The 24,098-nt window shown below is 39.4% G+C and carries 17 protein-coding genes; 5 read left to right on the forward strand and 12 right to left on the reverse strand.

Translation table 11 applies throughout. From position 1 onward, the window contains the following. Window positions 1–197: 197 nt before the first annotated feature. Genes ACOKFD_RS03165 through ggt form a run of 5 tightly spaced genes read right to left on the reverse strand, consistent with a single transcriptional unit; the run spans window position 198 to window position 9,153 of the window. Window positions 198–1,520, reverse strand: coding sequence for a vanadium-dependent haloperoxidase (locus ACOKFD_RS03165; RefSeq protein WP_422859926.1), 1,323 nt, complete (start codon window positions 1,518–1,520; stop codon window positions 198–200). A gap of 54 nt (window positions 1,521–1,574) precedes the next feature. After that, window positions 1,575–1,931: a hypothetical protein gene (locus ACOKFD_RS03170; RefSeq protein WP_422859927.1), complete on the reverse strand. Its 357-nt coding sequence runs from the start codon at window positions 1,929–1,931 to the stop codon at window positions 1,575–1,577. Then, window positions 1,924–4,347 carry a penicillin acylase family protein gene (locus ACOKFD_RS03175; protein ID WP_422859928.1) on the reverse strand — a complete coding sequence of 808 codons (2,424 nt, stop codon included), beginning with the start codon at window positions 4,345–4,347 and terminating at the stop codon, window positions 1,924–1,926. The genes ACOKFD_RS03170 and ACOKFD_RS03175 overlap by 8 nt, the downstream gene beginning before the upstream one ends. Window positions 4,348–4,377: 30 nt before the next feature. After that, window positions 4,378–7,413 carry a WD40/YVTN/BNR-like repeat-containing protein gene (locus ACOKFD_RS03180; protein ID WP_422859929.1) on the reverse strand — a complete coding sequence of 1,012 codons (3,036 nt, stop codon included), beginning with the start codon at window positions 7,411–7,413 and terminating at the stop codon, window positions 4,378–4,380. 42 nt (window positions 7,414–7,455) lie between these two features. Further along, window positions 7,456–9,153, reverse strand: a complete 1,698-nt coding sequence (gene ggt, locus ACOKFD_RS03185; RefSeq protein WP_422859930.1) for a gamma-glutamyltransferase — start codon at window positions 9,151–9,153, stop codon at window positions 7,456–7,458. A 227-nt stretch (window positions 9,154–9,380) separates the two neighbouring features. On the opposite strand from ggt, the gene ACOKFD_RS03190 reads away from it, so the two are divergent. Next, window positions 9,381–10,154, forward strand: coding sequence for a 3-keto-disaccharide hydrolase (locus ACOKFD_RS03190; protein WP_422859931.1), 774 nt, complete (start codon window positions 9,381–9,383; stop codon window positions 10,152–10,154). 31 nt (window positions 10,155–10,185) lie between these two features. Here the strand turns inward: ACOKFD_RS03190 and ACOKFD_RS03195 are convergent, their stop codons facing one another. Together ACOKFD_RS03195 and ACOKFD_RS03200 are read right to left on the reverse strand one after the other, a co-directional pair. Beyond that, window positions 10,186–11,577, reverse strand: a complete 1,392-nt coding sequence (locus ACOKFD_RS03195; RefSeq protein ID WP_422859932.1) for an SH3 domain-containing protein — start codon at window positions 11,575–11,577, stop codon at window positions 10,186–10,188. Between the two features lie 38 nt (window positions 11,578–11,615). Beyond that, window positions 11,616–14,720: a hypothetical protein gene (locus ACOKFD_RS03200; RefSeq protein ID WP_422859933.1), complete on the reverse strand. Its 3,105-nt coding sequence runs from the start codon at window positions 14,718–14,720 to the stop codon at window positions 11,616–11,618. Window positions 14,721–14,966: 246 nt separating this feature from the next. Here ACOKFD_RS03200 and ACOKFD_RS03205 point away from each other — a divergent pair, with 246 nt between their 5' ends. Continuing rightward, on the forward strand, window positions 14,967–15,512 hold the full coding sequence (locus tag ACOKFD_RS03205; RefSeq protein ID WP_422859934.1) for a DinB family protein: 546 nt from the start codon (window positions 14,967–14,969) through the stop codon (window positions 15,510–15,512). A 21-nt stretch (window positions 15,513–15,533) separates the two neighbouring features. Here ACOKFD_RS03205 and ACOKFD_RS03210 read toward each other — a convergent pair whose 3' ends face one another. The 5 genes from ACOKFD_RS03210 to ACOKFD_RS03230 form a co-directional block, all read right to left on the reverse strand. Next, on the reverse strand, window positions 15,534–15,926 hold the full coding sequence (locus ACOKFD_RS03210) for a hypothetical protein (RefSeq protein WP_422859935.1): 393 nt from the start codon (window positions 15,924–15,926) through the stop codon (window positions 15,534–15,536). A 197-nt stretch (window positions 15,927–16,123) separates the two neighbouring features. Continuing rightward, window positions 16,124–16,576, reverse strand: coding sequence for a hypothetical protein (locus ACOKFD_RS03215; protein WP_422859936.1), 453 nt, complete (start codon window positions 16,574–16,576; stop codon window positions 16,124–16,126). A gap of 185 nt (window positions 16,577–16,761) precedes the next feature. Next, window positions 16,762–17,646 carry a hypothetical protein gene (locus ACOKFD_RS03220; RefSeq protein WP_422859937.1) on the reverse strand — a complete coding sequence of 295 codons (885 nt, stop codon included), beginning with the start codon at window positions 17,644–17,646 and terminating at the stop codon, window positions 16,762–16,764. A gap of 48 nt (window positions 17,647–17,694) precedes the next feature. After that, entirely contained in the window at window positions 17,695–18,252 is a 558-nt protein-coding gene (locus ACOKFD_RS03225; protein ID WP_422859938.1) for a DUF427 domain-containing protein, read from the reverse strand. 89 nt (window positions 18,253–18,341) lie between these two features. After that, on the reverse strand, window positions 18,342–19,625 hold the full coding sequence (locus tag ACOKFD_RS03230; RefSeq protein ID WP_422859939.1) for an FAD-dependent oxidoreductase: 1,284 nt from the start codon (window positions 19,623–19,625) through the stop codon (window positions 18,342–18,344). A gap of 294 nt (window positions 19,626–19,919) precedes the next feature. Here ACOKFD_RS03230 and ACOKFD_RS03235 point away from each other — a divergent pair, with 294 nt between their 5' ends. From ACOKFD_RS03235 to ACOKFD_RS03245, 3 genes are all read left to right on the forward strand, one after another. Continuing rightward, on the forward strand, window positions 19,920–21,251 hold the full coding sequence (locus ACOKFD_RS03235; RefSeq protein ID WP_422859940.1) for an MFS transporter: 1,332 nt from the start codon (window positions 19,920–19,922) through the stop codon (window positions 21,249–21,251). A gap of 209 nt (window positions 21,252–21,460) precedes the next feature. Further along, on the forward strand, window positions 21,461–22,579 hold the full coding sequence (locus ACOKFD_RS03240) for a helix-turn-helix domain-containing protein (protein WP_422859941.1): 1,119 nt from the start codon (window positions 21,461–21,463) through the stop codon (window positions 22,577–22,579). 244 nt (window positions 22,580–22,823) lie between these two features. Then, on the forward strand, window positions 22,824–24,077 hold the full coding sequence (locus ACOKFD_RS03245) for a serine hydrolase domain-containing protein (RefSeq protein WP_422859942.1): 1,254 nt from the start codon (window positions 22,824–22,826) through the stop codon (window positions 24,075–24,077). Window positions 24,078–24,098: the final 21 nt, after the last annotated feature.

The following is a 24,098-nucleotide window of genomic DNA, read 5'->3' on the forward strand; positions in this document are numbered from 1 at the left end:
TTGCATAAAATTAAGTGTTTGTTTTTGTACTAGGTCAAGCAAACTTAATATTCTACAAAAAATCTTAAACTTTTATTAATTCTTTAAAAAAATATTTAAAAGTTTAAATATTTATAACAATTCTGATATTTAATTGATTATTCCTAAATAAATTCTAATGGTAGGTTCATGCATTGTGTTTCCAATTTTTGATTCCTTCATTCGGTAAAGCACTTTATGACCCACTGCCCAACTTTGTAGCCTACCTCCAATCCCACTTCATTATCTGTACGAAAATGCACCCCTCCTTCAAAGCGGGATTCTGAACACTCCTTCGCAAGCTCATAAAACAATGGTTCATCCTTTGGAAACAGAAAAGAGAGCACTTTCGCGATAGATCCAGCGACTGTTGTATGCCCAGCTGGATAGCCAGGGAAATTGGGGGTATCTATCAAAATGGGTTGAAAAGATGGGTCGTATTGAAAAGGTCGGATTCCCCAATAATGATATTTCCCGTCCCAAGCGGCGATAATCCCATCAAAACGTGCTGTGTGAAAAACTGCATTTGCAAAAGCGGCTTCCAAAGGATTCAGGTCATACTCCAAAATCTTACGTTCTATCAAACGGTCCCAAATCGGCTCGCTTTTCCACCTCCAGGCTATTTCACTGGTTTGATGTTCCGCATTAAATTGTCTGAGCTCTTCAATATCAGAAGACCAATCTTCAGGTGGTGGTCCAGGCCTAAACTGATTTGACTGAACAAGAGTGAGAGGTTTCCATTGTCTTTTCATGGGGTCCCAAGGTCCGGGATTCCCTGACCAGAGACTATCCACTTTTGGAACACTCCCTTCCCAACGAAGGTTCGTCCTATCCCCTTTGGCATATTCAATGTATTTATCAGCGATTTTTTGACCGATTTCCAATCCTTTTTCAATGTCCGAAGGAAATTGAAGCCCTGTTGCCAGACGTGTAGATTTAAAAGCAATGAGACTACTATCGAGCAATTCTTTTTGCTTAGGAAAATAATATCCAATTATCCTATGTGCCGCACCCGCTGCCGCACTCCATTCACAAATAAAGGTGGAAGAATCTAAGTCCTGTACAAGTTTCTTTATTTTGGAATCGTACTGATAGGCTGCTTTTTGAAAATGGACCTTTTTGTGCTTCCAAACTTCTACTAAAGCATCATAAATTGTAAGGTGCATGATGGCAACTCTACCCCCATTTTTATAGCCTTTATCGTTTCGACTGACTTGCATAAGCAACTGATGCCAACGGTATGAAGGATAAGAGCCATTCCAATATCGAACAGACCATATATCCTCTTCTTCCATTTCTTGTTGAACAGCGATTATTTCAGAGATTTCATCTCGAAGAAGTGTTTCGTTGACTGGGGAAAAACGTTCTTTAAGTTCAAACTTGAACGCGCTAAATGTAGAGGGTTTTAGTTGTCCAAACCCTCCCAGCGGTGCGATTAACATAACAATCGTGCAAAAAACGGAGAGGAAAAGCGTAGTAGGAATTTTAGTCGATGGGGTCATTTGCAGTCCATTAATTTTTATATAATCCAATACAAATAAAACAGTCGCATCACCTTACTTCTTGCTACCCAACGCGACAATCTGTTTTCCAAAAATGGCAGTCATCCCCGCTGCTAAACCTCCAACAATTCCAGTAATCAAAATCAATAGAAAGGGATTACCCCCAATCTGTAATAATTGGGATATTTTTTTCGCTAAAGCAAAATCATTGGCACTGCTCAATACAATACAGTAAACCGCCCAAAATAATAGTACTCCTAAAAACGGAACAAAAAATACGGCTGCTTTTTTCAGTGGTAGGAACAATGAAGTCACCAGAGCTGCTGTCATTACGGACCACCAAGGTAGAAAGAGTGAAAATAGTGCCGCTAATACAATAGTGGCAATAAAGTTGATAACGTTCTTACTCATGGCTCAGCGGTTTTAGAGTTTGAGTGCCAATAATGGAATTATCGGCTTCATTCGATTGCAAAAAGTTAAGGCTATGGTATTTTCCTGTCGCCCAATCATCAATGAAATTATCGTAATATCGGCTTCCCGGATTACCTGACTGCCCTCCAGGGTAAATTCCCAAAGCAGTTGGCGGAGAGGTCATCTCAACAATCATTCGCCATGAAGGACCATGATTCTTTGAAGTTGCATTTACAATGTTGCGGTCGCCACCAATGGGAATATCGAATCTTGAAAATGCTGGCAGCGCTTGCAATAAATGACCCACATAAGTGCCTTTGTAATTACCCCAAGCATAATCACCTTCTTCTTCTTTTATCTCTTTCAACCGTTCTGCTGCTTTTTTAAAAGAAATAAGAAATAAATCTTTAGCGGTCTCAATTTTATCATCTGTCGCTATTATATCCATAAACTCGTGGTCGCCATGATTCCTCAACAAATAAATGGTCTGGTAGGTAAAAGGTGAAGTCAATGCCGTTTCCTCATCATCAAATTCATCCCAAAGGATACGGTACAATTCTCCATACCATTGCTTCCATATACTGGGTCCTACTTCGTCTATATCATTTTTAAAGTTCCAAGCTTTAATTTCTTTATAAATAGTTCTTTCATCCTCCGAAAGGGATGAACTATCCATGTGTTCTAGCATATACGGGAGAAGTTCTTCCGCCTTAAGATTATGGGTGTTGTTGTGTAAATCTTTAAAATCCTGAACACTAAACTTTTCCTTTGAATTAAAATACGTATTGATAACACGATTTCTGTAGGTTTCATAACCATCATTGAAAACATAATAGGGATAGTTTTCATCCACAGGATGCTGATTGGCAGAGCTTACAAAACCACGTTCCGGATTTTTCGTATGTGCGTTATATTTTTGGGGGATATAGGATTGCCAATCGTTTTCGGAATTACTGCCATCCATTAAAAATTTACCCTGGCCTTCCCACTTATTTGGAAATTTTCCTTGTATCCACAACGCAATGTCTCCATCCGTAGAGGCAAAAACAAAATTTTGTGCTGGCGCATTCCAGTATTTCAGGGCATTTACATAATCCTCATAATTTTTCGCCTTATTGAGTTCGATGAACGTCTTCTGATTATTGCCGCCATCATGACCTATCCATCTCATGGCATAACCCGAATGTTCATTATCGGATTTAAAGTTTTTATCATACACTACCGGGCCATGATGTGTGTACAACACAGAATCCTTAAAGCTTTCTTTGCCTCTTATTTTAATGTCTTCCACTCTAAGGGTTACATCTTTCCATTGGCCATCATATCTGTATTGTGTACTATTCTCATTAAATTCTATTTTATACCAATCGATAACATCCCTGGTGGCATTGGTTTCTCCCCAAGCAATATGTTGATTAAAGCCAGAAATCACGCTCAAAGCACCTGGAATCGTGGCACCAAAGGCATTGTGGTCTGGGGTGCTCAACTGCATAACAAACCAAGTAGAAGGTAATTTAAGCCCTAAGTGTGGATCATTCGCTAAAATTGGATGGCCAGTAACCGACTTTTCTCCAGAAACTGCCCAGTTATTACTGCCATTATCCGGATGTGGTTTTTCAATGGTTTCCACAATGGTATCAAGGACAGCTTCGCTCTCTGACAATTCGGTTTGAGGAACATCAATATAGCTCCAGTCCGTATCTTTTGGGATTACAGGATCATTAACATCAAAAAAATCAGGGAAAAGTAAATTGAAATTCTCTTCTCCAATGAGTCGTAGTACATTGGTATATTCCAAATCATCATCATACCCTGCCAACATCTTGGTCATGTACATTAACAACAAGGTCGTTTTTATTGGTGACCAGGCTTCAGGTTTATAATCCAAAAGCTTGTATTCCACAGGGTAGTTTTTAGGGTCGAGTTGATTGATATAGGCATTCACACCATCTGCATAGTCTTGAACAAACCGTAAAGTCTCTGGATCGTATTGTTCCATATAGGCTATAGCTTGTTCTGCGCCGTAACCCATGCCACGTCGGCGCTCAGTCCTGTCATACTCTAAAGCAGCTTCACCAATAATTTCGGATAAGCGCCCTGCAGCAGCATGCGTTTGAAACTCTAATTGCCATAGACGGTGTTTTGCTGTTAAATACCCCTGGGCTTTGTATAGGTCATGCTCGTTTTGCGCAAAGACATGCGGAATCATCTGTTCATCGTAATGAACCGTAACCTTATCCACTAAATCCGGAATAACGACTTCACCAGTTATTGATTCATCTGTTTCATTTTGCCAAATACCCGATACAGGATTCAAGAATTTTCCTAAGGGCGGAATGGAACCGAGCTTTGTATTTAATGCATAAAAAATTCCAGCGGTGAGTACAAAGGAAATTAGAAGTTTGATGTATTTCATTAGGTATTTTATATGATTAGAGCCCGTTATTTACTGAACTGCGTTTTTAATTTTCATCAAATCAGTCTTCAGCTCATTGTAGCTATTCATCACATCTTTACCAATAACTTGGTCAGCACCGTTGACCATATAATTTATATAAGAAATTTGTGCTATCAGCATTTGCTGCGGATAGGCTCCCTTATCATTTTTTAGTTGTGCAATAGCTGTATTTATCGTTTTCAGCCGTTCACGATTGGCTTTGCTATCCTTGCCTTCCAATTTTTTAACCTCTTTTTCCAGTCTATCTTGTAACTGTCTTGCTTCTGATAGCAAACTCATTATTTTTCGTTGTATTTCGTGTTGCTGCGTCAATAACTCCATAGTAATGCCGTCTGCTTCTACTCGTGGATCCATGACCACTTCAAAATCCTGTGTCATACTTTTATCGCCCACCGTAATCTTGGCGCTATACTTCCCAGGCGAAACCATAGGTCCATTTTTGTAGCGTTTCTTAGCATCTTTGTGCCATGGTCCTTTTTCACTTAAATCCCACTCAAATCGATTCAATCCTTTTTTAGCTTCCAATTTTTTGTTGACGTAACGAAAGGTGGCACTCAAGTTCATGTCCTCCACCTCACTTGCTAATGATTTCAATGGGGTACTGTCATTTAAGATGGTAACAAGCGGTTCATTTTTGCTATTCAAAATCTCTAGCTTCAAACCTTTAGTATCCTCAGGTAAATAATAATCTATAAGGACCGCCGTCCTCGGATATTTGGGAAATGTGCCTCCAGCACGCACCTTTGGATATCGGTAGCGAATAGTATTATCCGGTTTAAAAAGGTGTGGGGTCTTTTCTAAAGAAGTGATGGCAGCATCACGTAAAGAGGTGATGTTGTCCAAAATCCAAAATCCACGACCCATTGTACTAAGTATTAAATCTCCCCTAAAAATTTTGATATCGGTTATCGGGGTCACAGGAAGGTTCTGCTGAAATGATTGCCATGATTTTCCATCATTCAACGAAACATACATGCCGAATTCTGTGCCAGCATACAACAACCCCGGTTTTACTGGGTCTTCACGTAAAACACGGGTCGTATGGTCATTGGGAATACCATTGGATTCGGTACTCAATAACGTCCAACTATCTCCATAATCGGTGGTTTTGTACAAATATGGTTTTGCATCACCCAATAGATGCCTATCCACGGCAATGTAAGCAGTTGCTACATCATGATGCGATACCGAAACAGATTCTACCCTACCCCCTTTTGGTAATTTCTTTGGAGTTACATTTTTCCAGGTTTCTCCACCATCTTTCGTCACCGAAACAACACCATCATTGGACCCCGTCCAAATCAAACCTTCTTGTAAAGGAGACTCCCTGATGGAGTATAGTGTGCTGTAATATTCCTCTCCCGTAATATCACGTGTGATAGGGCTTCCTGAAATCACCTGTTTGTCCTCTTCAAAAGCCGTTAAATCTGGTGAGATAGTCTCCCATTCATAGCCATCTGAATCCGTTTTGTGCAAGAATTGTGAACCATGGTAAACCACATCTGGATTATGCGGTGAAACATGTACTGGGGCTACACGTTGAAAACGGTATTTCAAATCCTTCGGATTATGTCCATAAATGTTACTTGCACCAACATAGTAGCTCTTTTCCACTCCTGTCAACTTGTTGAATACCCCAAAACGCCCTTTGCAGTTGGCGTAAACAATGTTATGATTCCCTGGTTTTGGTACGGCTGGTCCTGTTTCGCAACCTCCGGTATTGATAATCCAAGCCGAACCTGGATTTTGTACCCCGCTAGGTGGAAAACTAGGTACGGCAATAGTCGTATAATTATCTTGCTGACCCGCATACAACCAATAGGGGTATTGATCATCAACTTCCACTTGATAAAGTTCGGCCGTAGGTTGGTTAAATTGCGTAGACCAAGTCTTGCCCCCATTGAAGCTTACATTTGCACCTCCGTCATTAGCCTGAATCAACAATTGTGGATTGTTTGGATTCAACCAAATATCATGATTATCCCCATGGGGAACGCTCATTTCCTTCCAGGTTTTTCCACCATCGGTTGACTTGATAAGTGGATTGGCATTGGAATAGACAATGTCAGGGTTAGTGGGGTCTAATTCCACATTGGTGTAGTAAAAAGGTCTGTTTACCAAACGAATATCATCAGAAACATGAGCAAACGATTTTCCTTGATTCACTGATTTATAAAGTCCTTGCTCCCCTTTAGGTGCTTCAACAACTGCATACAAGATGCTTGAGTTTGCAGGCGAAACGGCTAAATCTATCTTTCCAATGGTGTCCTTGGGCAGGCCTTTTTCAAGTTTTGTCCAATCTTTGCCCCCATTCACGGATTTATATATGCCTCCCTCCTTTTTTGTGCCTCCGGATATGATGGTCCAAGGTTTACGTTCAGCTTTCCATGCTGCAGCATAAATAACATTGGGGTTTCCAGGTAATAGTTCAATATCCGAAAAGCCCACTTTATCAGAAACAAACAACACCTTTTCCCAATTTTCTCCTCCATCAGTAGTCTTGTAAACCCCACGTTCTGAATTGCTTTTAAAAGCATTGCCGATAGCAGCTACCCAGACCACATTGCTGTTCGTAGGGTCTATTTCAACGGCGCCTATTTGACCTACATTTTTCAATCCGATATGTTCCCATGTTTTCCCAGCATCAATCGATTTGTATACGCCCTTTCCACCAATAACATTACTTCTCAACCCATCGGAACCTGTACCCACATACACAATATTCGGGTCATTTTCAGCTACTTGAATTGCTCCAATGGATGGGGTATCGAAAAAACCATCGGAAACATTGTTCCACGTGGTACCATAATCCTCGGATTTCCAAACACCACCTCCTGAAGCACCCAGATAAAAAGTTCCAGGCTGAGTAGTAACTCCGGTTACCGTAGTGACCCTGCCGCCTCGAGCAGGCCCAACTGTTCGATACTGCAGCGCCTCAAAATTTTGAGAGAACAGGGTTGTCCCAAAAGCTAGAAATAAAAATATGAGCAGTCTTAGTTTTAAAGGTAATTTCTTATCAGCCATATGATTTAATTGTATTTTTAGATTGTTGGTTTGATATAATTCTTAATAGCCTGCAGCTTGGCCATCTTTTCTTGATTCTGAAGCTCCTGAATATACTTTGTTTTCCAAATCGACACCGATTGCTTGATATCCACCAAACATACCCACACCGAAACCAATTCGATGTCCTTTTTTTCGCAACTCCCGTAAGGTTTCAGTCTCAAAACCACTTTCCAGAAATAAAGTGCCGCCGTTTGTCATTTTAGAACCAGTCGGTTGAGAGCTACCTCTATGTCGCATTCTTGGGGCATCACCTGCTTCCTGTAAATTCATTCCAAAGTCAATTACATTTACCACAATCTGCGCATGACCTTGAGGTTGCACTGCCCCACCCATAAGACCAAAACTGACCCAAGGTTTACCATCTTTTGTTATAAAGGCAGGGATAATGGTGTGAAAGGGACGTTTTCCAGGTTCCAGCGCATTGGCGTGGTTCCTATCTTGAACATTGAACATTTGTCCGCGGTTTTGCAATACAAAGCCCAATCCGTCAGGGACCATTCCCGAAGCGAACTCGGAATAAATACTTTGTATAAAGGAAACCATATTACCTTCTTTATCAGCAACGGTCAAGTAAGTGGTATTGCCGGTTTCAATTTCCATATCACCAGCAGGATAGGTGTCTCCAGCTTTATTAGGATTGATTAGGTTTCTTCGTTCCGTAGTATAATCCTCAGACAATAATGCTTCAATAGGAATTTTATTGAATTCAGGGTCTGCATAAAACTTGGCTCGGTCTTCATAAGCTAACTTTTTAGCTTCCGTAAGCACATGCAAATACTCGGCACTACCAAAACCCATATTGGCAATGTCATATCCCTCAAGAATGTTCAGCATTTGAAGGGCAGCGGTACCCTGTCCATTGGGTGGGAGTTCCCAAACATCATACCCTCTATAGTTTACAGATAGGGGTTCAACCCAATCAGAAGTATGCTTAGCTAAATCTTCATAACTTAAAAACCCACCATGCTTTTTCATATAACTATCGATGGTCTTGGCGATAGTCCCTTTATAGAAGGCATCACGACCATTCTTGGAAATGAGTTCATAGCTATTTGCCAAATCGGGGTTTTTGAACACCTCTCCTTTAATGGGAGGTTTTCCAGAGGGCATGTAGGTCTCAGCAAAACCTGGCTGGTCTTTTAATCCTTCATAGTTTGAAGCCATTTCATAGGCGATTACTTCAGATACTGGGAATCCGTTTTTACCGTAGTCTATGGCTGGTTGCAAGATGTCTTTCATTGAGAGACGGCCAAACTTCTCATGTAGCATAAACCAGCCATCAACACAACCTGGCACTGAGACAGGTAAAGGACCGTAGAAGGGAACGTATTTCATTTCCTTATCCATAAAATAATCAATGGATAAAGATTTGGGAGCTCTTCCGCTACCGTTTAACCCGTACAACTTTTCATCTTCGGCAGACCAAACTATGGCAAACACATCGCCCCCAATACCACAACTAGCAGGTTCTACGAGTCCCAGCACAGCATTAGCAGCTATTGCAGCATCTATGGCACTTCCTCCCTTTTTCAAAATGTCCAAAGCAACTTGCGTAGCCAAAGGTTGGCTTGTGGCAGCCATTCCATTTTGGGCAAGAATTTCGGAGCGCGTAGTGAAGGTTTCACCGGTTAGTCTATCTTGGGCATTTGAGATTGAAATCAATCCCAATATGGTAATCAAGGAAGTCAAAAATTTCATTTTCAATAAGGTCTTTTATAAGGTCAATGTAGTGCGAATAATTTGGTTGACTTTTACTCTTGTAAAATGCTCTTAAATATAGGGATAGTGGAAGGAAATAAATCACCTATTTTGAAAAAAGTGGGGTATGAAACTGTTTATTTCAATGCAGAAATTCAATTGATTTTTATATTGTGTTTAGTTGGAATTTAAGTAACATTGCGACTACTATGCTTTTAAATATAAAAATGGCAAGGAGTATTCTTTTTGGCCTATCAGTGTTTGTGTTTTTTCTGGTATCCTGTAAGGTTGATAAAAAACATGAGGGCCAAACATGGCGAACCAAAAAGTTGGCCATAGAAAACCAAGTACACAATGAACTTTTGGATGTTGAAAAAGAACGAGGTTGGAGATTACTTTTTGATGGTGAATCCTTAAATGGCTGGCATCTTTATAACAAACCTGATTCCACTCAATTTTCTGGATGGCAAGTTAAAGATGGGGCTCTCTATTGTAACGCTACGGACGAAACCAAGGTTTTTGGAGATTTGGTCACTGATAAGGAATATGAAAACTATGAGTTAGTTTTTGATTGGCAAATGGCCCTACGTGGAAACGGAGGGGTTTTTATAAATGTTAAGGAATCGCTTGAATACAGAGCTACCTATCAAACAGGGCCAGAATACCAATTATTGGACCCCGCCCATTCGGATACAAATACACCCTTAAAACGACCAGGTTGTCTTTGGGGAATATCGCCTCAGATTAACAATGTGGAGGCCAAACCCACCGGAACATGGAATACTGCGAAAATTGTGCAACAAAATGGGAACATAGAATTCTACCTCAATGGAAGATTGACCGCCAAAGAAGATTTGACATCATCAGAATGGAAAAACAAAGTTGCCAATTCAAATTTTAAAGATGTGGCTAGTTTTGGGAAAACGACCCGAGGTAAAATTGCACTTCAGAACTGGTATTTTGACTCATGGTTCAGGAATATCAAAATTCGGGAACTCTAAATACCCCATAAAGTATTCTTAGATTTTGTTTTTATTCTTCAAGAATATTGGTCATAGCATATATTTCTTCAATTAGGGGAAGGGTAATGCCATTGTTTCCTGTACCGATATGTACAGAAGTTATCACCGACTCCCCTATAATTTGTCTTCCCTTTACACTTCCATCTTCATCTTTGTGCATTCCTTCAACAGGATAGGTATCCAAGATAGTTGAAAGTTCTTCGTTGGAATATGAAGTTTTTAATCCCCAAATAGCATGAAGAATCAAAGGTTCTCCATTTGGAGAGTCACCTACATATAGCATATTGTGCCCTTTTTTCCTCAAGATTGTCAAAAAGGGTATACCTTTTTCCTGTATCAACTTTACTTTTTCTTCTGTTGATTCCGGTAATTCATATTTATGTCCAACCTCTATTTGGTCATCAGAATCCCTTGGCAACCAAATTCTGTAGGAACCCAACAAATCCCGTATCATGGCAGAACAATCCCTATTCTCCAAATTACCTCCCCATCCATAAGGTCTTTCAACCAGATTTGAAACCAATGATTTCAGAGTACTTCCGTTAAATGAAAAATTGCTGAAAGCAAACGCATTCTTATCTACTTCTGACTTTAAAATTCTTCCATTTTGGTATTCATCCGTGCTTGTATAATACACCTTTACTTTATTAGGATTTTCAAGAACCTCCTCATAAGGTAAAACCATTCCAATTTTTGTAGTGATGGCATAGTTAGATTCAGAAGTTTGGAGATTCACATCATCAGATAAGGGAAGGCAAAAGCTCTTTGAAGACCATTGCTGTATGAAATCCTCATCAACAATGGCAACATCATGCATATTCACCCAACCTTTATAATATGGACTTATAACATAACACCATTGTTTATCCTTTGAGATATGTGCTACGAATATGGGAGTATTAGCCCATAAGCCGGTTTCTTGGAAGTAATCAAATGGATATCCTTCACCCGCTTTGGAATAAGTGTCAAAACCAGGCCGGTTGGTTGGGATTCTTCGTAAATTCGTGTGGGAAACTATTATTCCTCTTTTTTGAAAGTTGGGAAAGGTTCTAATATCCACATTATTTACCACCTGCTCTCTTTGCCATTTTCTGTGTGGTTTTTTATTCTCACCATACCATTCATCATCATCATTTAAGTATTTGTCCAAATAGGACAATTCCTTTCCAGGAAGTTTATTCATAGATGAAAGCAAAGTGTCGGGTGTGGATTCCCAAGGAACAAAGAATTGTTTGATAAATTCATTTCTTAGAGAATCGGGAATTTTAATATCTGCTTCTGGATAGTTTATACTTTCATAGGAATACGTTTCAATCTCATTGACAATCTCTTTTTTGTATTCAGTTTTGCAGCCCAATAGACCACCACAAACACATAGAATAAGAATTAAAAACGTGCGCACAATTATCTATTTTTCTTTAATGGCTTACCAGTATCCTTCTATTCCCCTACTGAAATCTGAGGAATGTTTGCAGTTTTACTGTTGATTACTTTAATCTCGGTATTGATTATTTGATTCATTGCACTCATCGCTTCATTGACCTCACCTTTCAACTGCTCCAATCTTGAAATCTGAGGTTGGGTAGGTTTGGCAAATGCACTATTAACGGCACGCATCAGGGAACGGATTTCTTCTCGCAGTCTTGGTCTTTGGCGATAGGTCATGGCCGGTGGTGGCCTTTTCAAGATATCATCCTGCAAGTCAGAAATACTAGCCTCCGCCTTCTTTATATCTTCAAACAACGATTTGTCTGTGCTCGACCCTTTGCTATGTTCCAATTTCTTTTTCAATTCCTGTAGTTGGGTTTTGTAAGTGTATGTACTATTGATCATAGTATTGGTTTGTGACAAAAGCTCTCGAAGCCCTAACAGTGTTTTTGTTTTGGACTCATAATCTCTGGGCGTAAGCTCTAGTCTAGGGTCGGCGCGAACCTCAATTGGTGTTTCAAGGACTTCTCCATCTACCTTTAATCGAGCCGTGTAGATTCCTGGGGATACCAAAGGATGCATAGGTCCGGAAAAGAATCCACCTCCTGCATCATTTTCCATTTTTGTAGCAGCTTCATGACCTAAATCCCATACAATTCGGTTTATTCCTTTTTTGGCTGTCGAATCTTTCAAAGTCCGAATTACCTGCCCCGTAGCATCAACAATCTCAACCATGGCTGTTTTCTTTTCACCTTCAGCAAGATAAAAGTTGATATTGGCGCCATAATCCGGATTTTTCGCTTTGTAGTGACGATCTCCCAAATTCTCTATTCTCCAATACATATGCCACTGGGTCGCCCTTCGCGCAGGAAAAAGATGCATAGACTTCCCGTTAGTATCTCCCATTTCTTGAAGAGGGCGTATATCGTCTAATACCCATGCTCCTCTTCCATGGGTACCTACGATTAAATCACGGTCTCTAGGTTGAATTCGAAGATCACGTACCGATACATTAGGTAGATTATTATTGATTTTGGTCCAAGACTGTCCTTTGTCCCAGCTTGCGAAAATACCATGCTCCATTCCCGCGTATAATAAGTTGGGGTTGATAGGATCCTGACGTACAACTTTTACATAATCATCTTGGGGTAGACCGTTACTTATCTTGGTCCAAGATTTACCGTAGTCTGTGGTCATAAAAGCATGTGGTCTAAAGTCATCCATTCTATGTTGATCCACGGTGACAAAGGCCGTACCTGCATCATGTTCAGAAGCATGTATTTTGGATACCCAAGCAAATTCAGGCAACCCTTTAATTCGGTCGTTGAGCTTTGTCCAGGTTGTTCCCCCATCTCTTGTTAGTTGCACATTACCATCATCAGTACCAACCCATATCACTCCCGCTTCTACAGGTGATTCATCAATATAGAGGATGGTACAATGGAATTCTGCAGCGGTATTGTCCTGATAGATTTCTCCCCCTGAGGTTCTTTGTTTAGACTTATCATTGGTGGTAAGATCTCCACTGATTTCTTCCCATGAATGTCCCCTATCGGTCGATTTGAATACTACATTTCCCCCTGTGTAAACGGTATTCGTGTCATGAGGGGAAATAAGGATGGGAGCATCCCAATTAAATCGGTATTTATGGTTTTCAATGGCATCACCAGCTGATCCTATGATTTTTGGATAGGGATGTATGTTTCGAACATTGCCATGGCGGGAATCCACATGAAAGATAACACCACCTTGTAAGTTGGCATAGACTTCATGTTCGCTTCCAGGAATAGGCACTGCATAATAGCCATCGCCATAGGCCAATCCTTTCCAATGCCTTTTCAGTATTCCAGCTGAGTAAAGGGAATTACTTGGACCAACCCAAGTCCCATTATCCTGCAATCCTCCATAAATATTGTATGGATCTTTGTTATCGATGAAAATCTGATAGAATTGGGATAGTTCCACATTATTGATAATTTCCCAACTGTCCCCTCCATCATGGGATATCTGATACCCTCCGTCGCTTCCATTCAAAATGCGATTGGAGTTGGTAGGGTCAATCCAAAGAGCTTGATGATCCCCGTGCACGGTAGTGGCAATCCTTTTCCAAGTTTTGCCTCCATCAACAGAGCGACTAAGTCGACCAGAAATGGAAAAGAGAATATCGGGATTATTTGGATCTACACGTACATCGCTATAATAAAAAGGACGGAAGTTGATATTTGGGTCATCATTGACCATAACCCAGTTATCTCCTCGATCTTCTGAACGGAATGCTGTTCCTCCTCCTTCAAATTCAGTCATCAAATAAATAATGTTCGGCTCGCTCTGTGCAATATGAATTCCAGGTCTCGCCATTGGGGTTTCAGGTAGTCCGTTCATGATTTTTTTCCAGGTTTCACCGCCATCCATTGTACGATAAATAGCGGTTTCTTTTCCCCCATCGTCAAAGCGCCAAGGCTTCCTTCTAAAAGTCCACATACCAGCATACATGATACGTGGATTGCTCATATCCATAGCAATATCGGCACAGCCTGTATCTTCGTCGATATACAGTATTTTATCCCAGCTCTTACCCCCATCCGTGGTTTTGAACACTCCCCTCTCAGCATTTGCCCCCCATTCCTTACCCAAGGCACAGACACAAGCAACATCAGGATTATTGGGATCAACCACAATACGTTTTATTCTTTCCGTTTTCTTCAAACCAAGATGTGTCCAACTCTTTCCAGCATCTACCGAACGATATACGCCCCATCCATAACCCACACTGTTTCTGGGATCACCTTCACCAGTACCTACCCAAAGGACGTTGTGATCAGAGGGTGCTATGCTAAGTGCCCCAATGGAATAGGCACGCTGTCCTTCAAAAATGGGTGTGAAATCTACACCGCCATTAGTGGTTTTAAAGATTCCCCCATCTGCTCCAGAAACATAAAACGTACTTGCATCCCCAGGGATACCATCGATATCCGTAACTCTTCCCCCCATATTGGCAGGACCAATGGCCCTCCACTCATAGGATTTTAAAGCATCAGCATATTGATTTTTTTGGGAAAATAGAGGAGTCGCTAATAGAAAGGCTCCTACTAAGGATAGTAAAACGGAAGGTTTCATAATGGAAGGAATTAGTCAGTTGAAAAATATGCAACAAAATAGCCAAAAACCTAGAGATATGGAAGGATTTAACGATGGGTTATTTGTATTTATACTTAATTCCGGGGCACTGATTTCTATATTCCCTTGAAAAGCAGAATTTATTGCATGATGCGCGCTAAAAAGACGAAGTACTAGTACCTAAATCAGACCAGTTTTTCTGTTGACAACAAAGCATTTTCCCTTTATTTGATTTTTAAACAATCAATGATGAGACAGATTTTGATAATAAAAGTGATAGTTGTTTTGTTCATTTTTGCGTCACCTCTTTTAGCTCAACAAAATGACTTTATCAAAGAGTATTTAGAAAGGTTTGAAAACTCCCATAGGTACCTGATTGAAGTGGCAAACGCAATGCCAGAGGAAAAATATGATTTTAAGGCAACACAGGAGTCATTGAGCTTTGCTGAAAGTCTGATGCATATTGGTTATGCGATGGATTGGCATACCCAGTCATTATTGGGAGTAAGAAAATCAAGGGATTGGAATACGGATACAAGATATAATGTGGGCACTAAAACGAAGAAGGAAATAATCAAGGTTGTAGATGATACATTCCAGGAAACTATTGCCTATATCAAACAATTTAACACTACACAATTCAATGAAAAGTTGGACTATTTTGGTCTAAATAGGACGAAGCTACAGATATTTCTATTACTGGCTGATCACATTACCCATCACAGAGGGCAAATTCTTGTATATCTAAGATTAAATGGGGTTGTGCCACCCAGATATGTACTTTATCAATAGATTTTTTGAGAGACTCACTTGTCACTCGTTGAAGAGATTCTTTTGTTGAATCACATCTACTCGTTCAATTTTTCCAGTATCATCAAAAGTAAAAATTTCAACCACAGAACTCCCTTCCTTGCTTTCAGGGGTTAACCAAACGATATCATGCATGATCAGTCTATTATCAATTTCAGCCAAATGCTGAATTTCGTTTCTAACCTGGGGGTGGTTTAAAAGGTGGGCTTTTCTGTTTTTAAACAACGCTTCTTTGCCATCTACCCTTAAAACAAAGCTCCCATCTTCTTCATACATGTAAACCTTTACCTTTTCGCTAAAATTTTTCACATATTGAGAAGCATTTTTTTTATTCACTGCATCTACAATACTTTTTGCCCTATCTTTCTTAGATACGTTTTGTGAAATCGCCAACATTGGCATTAAGATTCCAAATATTACCAATACTGTATTTACTCTTTTAATACAATTAGTTGATTATGATTTCGGTAACCCTTACCGAGTCAGGAATAGTGGAATAGTCTAATTCATACTCCGGACGGTAGTAATTCAGGCGATACATGTGTTTTTTATGGAAGACATGAACCCTAGATTCCAGTTCTGAACCGTGCACCTTAGGTAAAGGAAACAAATCCTTGATTTCTCCAAAAAGTAGTTCCTACCCTGACCCCTTCCATTGTAGCTCCACTTCCATCCCAAATGTGGATGGATTCAACCAAGTCTTCTCCATATACATACCCAAGCGTGTCTCTGTTGTAGAGCATATAATACACTTGAAATTCTCCTTCACCAGTTTTTAATGTTTCCGATGGTAATTGATAATCCTTTATGGGATTTCCTATTTCGATTCCATAGTAACTCTGTTCTTCTACAGGTGGCATAAAGTCCATATCATCTTCAATGATTTCATCCTCTATTTCGTCTAAAGTGACCTTTTCTTCATGGATTATATCAATCATAATAGAATCATTGGTAACGGTGGACTCGATTTTATCCTTTTGGGTATTCTTGTGTTGACAGGATAACGTTGGGATTAAAAGAAATGTTAGAAAACACGCTTTTCGCATTTTATTTGCCTTTAGAATTTGATTAAAGCTGGGCAATCCATTAGTATTTTAAAATTACAATTAATATGACAAAAAAGTCTTATGTCCTTTCATCATTCATGGTTTCGAATTTCACATATTCAAAGACCGGTTTGGATATTTGAAATAGACCTAACCCATCATCAGGTTGATGTATTGCAATGATATTATTCACTTAAATCAGCACTACATTTTAAGGAATTTTGTCCTGACCTTGCAAACTTATCAGTTATCAAAAGCTTGGCATCATCATTTTCAAGATACCAACGATTTTCAGGGATTTGGTCCAAGATAATGGGAACATCCGTGATTGGAATATTGTTCACTGTCGTTTGATTCTCGAATCCGTCTTCAAAGATGATTTCGAATTCTCCAGACATCAATTGTATTCCCATTTCAATATCATCAAAATATACATCGCAACCTTCAGGATTATCCGGTGCAAACTCTGTACCCCGAAGTGCAAAAGTATACGCAGTTAGTGAAGCTTTATCGAATGGCGCATAATTTGGGTACTCCAATGGATTACCTTCAATGGATAGGGTTTTATCCACTTGGTCTCCTTCCAATCGAACAGAGACAAATTCCAATGCATCAAAGTCTGCTGTAATCGTCATTTTATACCACATGTTGGGTCGAAGGTCAACTCCAAAATCCTGAACAATCCAATTATCGGCACCTGTTGGGGTTCCTTCCAAATTCTCTGGATATCCTATTGGGAACCACAGCCTACCTGTTCTGTCAAAACCAGCAAGAGTCATCCAATCAGCACCTTCAAATCGGACAGGATTCTCCAAACCTTCCAGAAGTTCAATGTCTAAACCAAAAATGATATCCTCTGCAAGATTTTCCTCAAAGTAAAAATAACCACTGATATAGGCCAAAGAGGGGGTTTGAAAGAAGTCTTGGGCTTCTACATCAGAGTACGAAAATGCTACGGGAGCGCTCACAATGGCATCAAGCAACTCTTCTGTTGAGTTAGTGTCGCCATTGTTCTGGTCATCACTACAAGAGACGATTGTAAGAAGAAGTAGTACAAGCCATCTTTTCATACATTAAGAACGATTTTATCTATGTACTCGTATATATTGCCAAACGTATTACCAGTGACCTGTACCAGGTTCTCCCTTAAAAGGGCCAACCAAGTCAGGGGTAATCCATCCCGCGTAAAATTGACCTGGTTGCGGTTTCACTTGTATCCCATCAATTTTACAGTCTAAAAAATGTGGGTAAAAGGCTAAGTGATTTTGTAACCTTTCAAACCCCGAAAAAGGTTTGGCATAGGACCAAGCTATGAGTTTATTTGTATTGTCAGTTAATGCCCAATAGGCGGCACTACCCTTCCATTCGCAAAAAGAAGTCTTTTTAGGTATCTGAATCAGCATGGACATTTCGACATCTTGTTCAGGAATATAGTATGTAGGTGGACTTGCAGTTTCAAGAACTGCAAGTGCGCTTTTAGAATCAGCTAAGACGACGCCTTGATCGCCTATGGTTACATGTTTGGCGACATCTTCAATAACTGGTGGGCGCGGGAAATCCCAAACGGATCGTTGCCCCTTTTCGGGAACTACCGCAAACGGAGGTCTTTTATCTCCTCTATAATTCCAATGCTCCCGAGCTTTCTTTAACCATTCCCTGTCTTTGTTTTTATTCATGTTTTAATTTGTAACGGTTTTTATCCTACTGCATGAGTGTTCAGAAGCTATAGTTAACTTAAACGAAGTCACAATGACAACGATTCAACTCAGATATATTCGGAAGTAAATTGGGCCAAATCTTGGCTTTCCTCTAAAAGGTTAATCACTCCCATAGCTGCCAACTCACCCGATTGCATCGCCCCATTTAGCGAACCATTTAAAAGGGTATCCCCCGCTAGAAACACTCTGGAAGTTAATCTGGTTTCTTCTGGACTGATAATGTTTTGGACATTTCCTATATCTGGCAATGCTATTTTTATGGGGTAATGTTTCAAAAATTTAACTTTGGTTAATCCCAAATACATATTCAGTTCTTGCGTTACCTTTTTAATGAGGTCATCAGTGGTTAGCTCATGCTTTTTGACAACCGTTACCGAAAGAATATGATTCGGGTTATTCCATTCAAACAAATCATTTAATGAGAATACACTATTGATAATGGCTTCTTTATTGGCGAACAGTTCAATAACCTTGAACTTGGAATCCTGCTTTTCTACTTCAAAATAGAGCGTGTCACAACCCTTCCATGATATTTCTTGACCTCTTAGGTTAGAAACAAGGGCATTCGCATCTGTTGCGATTATGGTCAAATCACTTTCCATGGTTTCACCGTTTTTGAGGGAAATATGTCCATCGGCAACCTTGGCAACCTCAGTATTGAAAATAAACTCCGTATTCTTCAGCTTTACCTTTAACTGGTTTGGGATTGCGCCAATACCATCCTTTGGAATCGCTGCGTATCCCTCGCCAAACATTTTATAGATAAACTCGAACATCCTACTTGAGGTAGATAACTCGTTTTCCAAGAAAATACCGCTAAAAAAGGGCTGGAAAAATAGCTTTATCATTTCTTCGCTGAAACCATGGCTTTTCAAATATTCCATTGTGGTGGTTTCTTCACTATCAAAAATCTCTTCTACGGTCTTGCTTTTGAGTCTTTTTTGAAGACTTACTATTTTGATTTTATCCCCAAATGAACCTATTTTGCTCAATAAGGTTGGAATGGCAAAAGAAAACTTCCGCAGTGGGTCACCGATGGTCATCTTTTTTTTATCCGTAATAATTGAAGCACCAGGGTCAAAATAGGCAAGTTGTAACTCTTCTAAATCAAGATATTTCTTAACCATAGGATAATCGGTTAACAATACTTGAAATCCATAATCAAATGGAATCTGATTGGAGACATCGGTTTTCACTCTGCCCCCTGCCCTATCAGTAGATTCAATTATAATGGGGTGATATCCATTCTGCTCTAAAACAGTTGCTGCTATCAACCCACTTACACCAGCACCTACAATATGAATTTTGTATTTGGATTTCTCAATACCCATATTCTAAAAGTTTATATAATTAACCAGGAGGTCTTTTTGGCCATTTCCTCTAAAATGTCATCTTCTCTGCTTTGGCGGAGAGTCTAATTGGCATTTATATGAGATTTCCATCTCAAATATTTTTGTTTAATGAATTCTATTCAAATTTAAACAAAATAACGCCTTTGGAAACTCTTTCTAGGATATTTAAATCTTAAACAACCTATGAAAAACACTTATTTAAAAGTATTCTGACCCTAAAAGAAACCAATATATTTAAAATCAATATCTTGAATACATTCTAAAACGTCAAGAGTGTTTGCTTTTTTTAAATCTAACATTTTCCCCATTCTCTTAGTTAACTTTATTGGAATACTGGGGTACAGTGTAGTAATGCCCATACTCATTTTTATTGTTACAGATTTTGGAGGGAATGGTTTTATTTACGGCATTCTTGGTGCCACATATCCCTTCTTTCAATTCATTGGGGCCCCAATTTTAGGGAGGTTATCCGATAAGATTGGAAGAAAAAAGGTGTTGATACTATCGCAGTCGGGTACTTTTTTGGCCTGGTCTTTATTTCTTCTTGCATTCATATTGCCCGAAACGGAACTTTGGAAACAGAATACTGACCTTACAGGTTCCTACTACATGACATTACCTCTTCTAATCATCTTTTTGGCCCGAATCTTTGATGGGTTTACTGGGGGAAACATATCCGTTGCAAATGCCTACATGTCCGATATTTCCACAGATGAAGACCGCAATCAAAACTTTGGGAAGATGGGTGCTTCAACGAGTTTGGGTTTTGTTATCGGTCCGGCATTTGCAGGTCTCCTGGCCAGCACTATGCTTGGGGAGATACTACCTTTATTAATTGCCGCAATCATATCACTAATAGCCATTTTTGTCATTGGCTTCAGATTGGAAGAAAGTGTACCCTGCATTGTTGATACCGGAAACATTTCCTTGAAAAATGTGAGGCGATTTTTCCAGGTGGAACACAAAGACTGTTTTACAGAAGGAAGTATGGCCTTGGAACCTGAAAATAGAAAGGGCCTCAAACAAGTTTTGAATATTGAAGGGGTCCCCCTACTATATGCCGTGTACTTTTTAACCTTTTTTGCTTTTAGTCTTTTTTATGCAGGACTGCCCATTTATGCCAATAGTTTACTAGAATGGTCCGCGATAGACTTAGGTATATTCTTGGCGTATTCAAGTCTGATTATGTTTTTGGTCCAAGGTCCCTTGTTGAACAGATTATCAAAAAAGTTCTCCAGCCATTCTTTGGTGCTCGCGGGTTCATTGCTACTGGCCATAAGTTTCTTTTTGATGTCCAAACAACAAATAGTTCTTCTCTACTGCGCAATTACGCTTCTTTCTTTGGGAAATGGTCTCATGTGGCCTAGTTTTCTTGCGCTGTTGTCACGAGTTGGCAACAAGAATGTACAGGGCGCCATTCAAGGGTACGGTACCTCTATGGGCAGTATTGCAAGTATGTTAGGATTGGTCACCGGAGGAATCCTTTTTGAAAAACTGACCACCCTGGTCTTTATTGGTGGAAGTTTTATTTTTCTAATTATCGCCCTTTTGTTGGCTTCTAATCAATTCAAAAAGAAAAAGAGTAAGGTTTTGCAGCCTGCTTAAACAACTGGTTCCGAGGTAAGAGCTAGCTTGATTTACTTTCGAATTAGTGGTGGCTCCTTTGTTGTTATTCCCTAACCTTTCTCGAAACAGTCATTTAAAAGAAATCAACCTCAAAAAACGTAATTTTCCCCTAAAATTAGCTCCCATTGTACCCAATAGTACGGTTCTAATTATAAAAAAAATCTACTTTAGTCTGGATGAATTGACTTATGAAAGACTTTGATTTTGTTGACCTAATTTTATTTTTGGGAGTTAGCCAAGGCTTTTTTCTTGCCGTTGCATTGCGCCTGATTCATAATAGGAATAAATCCGCTAACAGGGTACTGTCCCTTTTGTTGATTATTGCGGTTCTTATGTTATTTGGACGAATAGCCGCTTTCAGGGTTCCAGAAATTTGGGTGTGGCGTTTTGGAGTTCTTATTGATACAACCATTTTCCTGTTTGGCCCATTAAGTTATCTGTACACAAGGCGATTAGGATTTAAAGAAACCCCTTCCTACAAGCTACCTTTGTGGCACTATATACCTGCCGCGCTACATTTGGGATACTACTTTTGGGCCCTAAGTTTTTCCTTGGAGGCCTTTAATACAATGTATTTTTCCGGCGAGCTTAATATTATGTTTTTTGTAGTGGAAGCCGCTGGACTGATTTCATTTTCCATCTACTGGATACAAAGTATTCTTCTACTTAAAAGGTATACCCGGAAAGAAGAGGAAGAATTGTCATTTAATCAAACAGTTACCAAATACCTATCTTTTTTATTGGGCGTGCTTGGACTTTTTATTATTCTTTGGCTTTTTAGTTTTTTGAGTACCAATATTTTCCGAAGCTATTACAAATACGTTAACTATGTTACTATGTGGATTTCAACCCCACTATTTGTATATGTAATTGGGTATTTTAGTCTTAGACAACCGGATATCTTTAGAATCCCATTTGAATCCACTCCAAAATCTAGTACAGACCGTCTAAAACCAGATGAAATTCAAAAACTCCAGAAGCTATTACATTATTTTATTGATGAAGAGCGGATATACGAACAACCAGACCTTTCTCTAAAGATGCTTGCGGATAAATTGAACACCACTTCCAATAATCTTTCATGGTTGTTAAATCAAGTCTATCAGATGTCGTTCTACGAATACATTAACGAACATAGAATAAAAGCATTTCTGCAGAAAATTGATGAAAGCAAACATACCAACCATACCTTTTTAGCATTGGCTATGGATGTGGGCTTTAACTCAAAGTCCACTTTTAACCGAGTATTCAAATCTAAAATGGGGACTACCCCAAAAGAGTACGTAAAAGACAAAAAGGTGGCCTAAATAACATCAAAGTGCACAAATTACCGATAGATATAGGTTTTAGAAATTAATATATTAAAGAACAGTAAGCCAGCTCATCTTTAAAACCTACCTTTAATATATCAATACTGAAAGACATTTTTCAGTAATACAAGCACGGGAAAAGCGGAAAAATCATTGTGAAGTAAGATGATACAATACGAAACAGACCAATAAGGTAAATTAGCTCTTAGTTTTGTTACCCATGCTCAATACATCAAAAACCATGATAAAAAAAATCTTTTTAGGATTACTGATATGTCTTTCACTAGTGGCATGTCAAAATAAGAAAACAACCTTAAACGATAGTAAAAACACAACACAAGTCGCAAAAGATAGTTTGGACAAAAAGTTGACTATGATTTTGCAAAAAGGTAGCATCATAGGGTATGGAGTGGCCGTAGTAAACCAAGATACCACACTTTACTCCAAAGGGTTTGGCCTGTCCAAGGTTGATGAAAAAAAACCGTATACCAAAAGTACAATTCAAAACATTGCTTCGGTTTCAAAAACCATAATAGGGGTAGCACTCCTCAAGGCCCAAGAAAACGGTGACCTCAATTTAGACGATGCTATAAATAAATATTTGCCCTTCGAGGTTATCAATCCGTATTTTCCAAAGGACACTATCACCATTCGTCAGTTAGCAACGCACACATCGTCTATTCAAGACGGTGAGACGTATGGTGACAAATCGTATGTCCTTCAAAATGGTGATGATTTGGAAATGGCCAAATCACTCCCAATTTCGGAGGAGTTTAATGCTCCAAATGAAATGCTCGATATGGGTACGTTCCTAGAATATTTTCTATCTGAAGAGGGCAAATGGTTCAACAAATCCAATTACTTGGAACTTAAACCTGGAGAACGTTTTGAATACAGTAATGTTGGCGCCACCTTGGCCGCTTACATTATTGAACGTGCTACCGGACAAAGCTATTCTGAATACACTGCTGAACATATCTTACGGCCTCTGGGTATGACCGCAACCGGGTGGCAGGCTTCCAATGTTGATACAGACCAACTCAGTCATCTTTTTACAGTGGAGGGTAGTAGGATACCTGACTACACACTGATTACTTACCCCGATGGTGGGTTGATCACCTCTGTAGAAGATATGGCCAAATACCTTTCTGAACTTATTCAAGGGTATTCGGGCAAGGGCAAATTACTTTCAAAAGCAAGTTATGCCCAGCTTTTCGATGAGTTTCTTTCTGATGACAACTTTGAAGAAGAAAGGGATACAGAACGATTATTTGATGATGAATACAATTCTGGCCTTTTTATGGGGCATACACCTATAGGTTATATTGGACATACGGGTGGAGATCCAGGAGTATCTACTTTTATGTTCTTCAACCCCAAGACCAAAATTGGTAAATTACTTTTTGTGAATACTGATTTAGACCAAAAAGGAGCTAATCAATTCTTTACTATTTGGGATACTTTGGGAGAGTACGAACTTCTTTTGAATGAATAATTCCATGAAAAATGTGGTATC

This window comes from Flagellimonas ulvae (assembly GCF_049333175.1).
Classification (GTDB): Bacteria; Bacteroidota; Bacteroidia; order Flavobacteriales; family Flavobacteriaceae; genus Flagellimonas.

Coding starts and splice junctions, on each gene's coding strand:
- ACOKFD_RS03165 (WP_422859926.1), bottom strand. CDS start 1,520: ATGACCCCATCGACTAAAATTCCTACTACGCTTTTCCTCTCCGTTTTT.
- ACOKFD_RS03170 (WP_422859927.1), bottom strand. CDS start 1,931: ATGAGTAAGAACGTTATCAACTTTATTGCCACTATTGTATTAGCGGCA.
- ACOKFD_RS03175 (WP_422859928.1), bottom strand. CDS start 4,347: ATGAAATACATCAAACTTCTAATTTCCTTTGTACTCACCGCTGGAATT.
- ACOKFD_RS03180 (WP_422859929.1), bottom strand. CDS start 7,413: ATGGCTGATAAGAAATTACCTTTAAAACTAAGACTGCTCATATTTTTA.
- ggt (WP_422859930.1), bottom strand. CDS start 9,153: ATGAAATTTTTGACTTCCTTGATTACCATATTGGGATTGATTTCAATC.
- ACOKFD_RS03190 (WP_422859931.1), top strand. CDS start 9,381: ATGGCAAGGAGTATTCTTTTTGGCCTATCAGTGTTTGTGTTTTTTCTG.
- ACOKFD_RS03200 (WP_422859933.1), bottom strand. CDS start 14,720: ATGAAACCTTCCGTTTTACTATCCTTAGTAGGAGCCTTTCTATTAGCG.
- ACOKFD_RS03205 (WP_422859934.1), top strand. CDS start 14,967: ATGATGAGACAGATTTTGATAATAAAAGTGATAGTTGTTTTGTTCATT.
- ACOKFD_RS03210 (WP_422859935.1), bottom strand. CDS start 15,926: ATGTTGGCGATTTCACAAAACGTATCTAAGAAAGATAGGGCAAAAAGT.
- ACOKFD_RS03215 (WP_422859936.1), bottom strand. CDS start 16,576: ATGCGAAAAGCGTGTTTTCTAACATTTCTTTTAATCCCAACGTTATCC.
- ACOKFD_RS03220 (WP_422859937.1), bottom strand. CDS start 17,646: ATGAAAAGATGGCTTGTACTACTTCTTCTTACAATCGTCTCTTGTAGT.
- ACOKFD_RS03225 (WP_422859938.1), bottom strand. CDS start 18,252: ATGAATAAAAACAAAGACAGGGAATGGTTAAAGAAAGCTCGGGAGCAT.
- ACOKFD_RS03230 (WP_422859939.1), bottom strand. CDS start 19,625: ATGGGTATTGAGAAATCCAAATACAAAATTCATATTGTAGGTGCTGGT.
- ACOKFD_RS03240 (WP_422859941.1), top strand. CDS start 21,461: ATGAAAGACTTTGATTTTGTTGACCTAATTTTATTTTTGGGAGTTAGC.
- ACOKFD_RS03245 (WP_422859942.1), top strand. CDS start 22,824: ATGATAAAAAAAATCTTTTTAGGATTACTGATATGTCTTTCACTAGTG.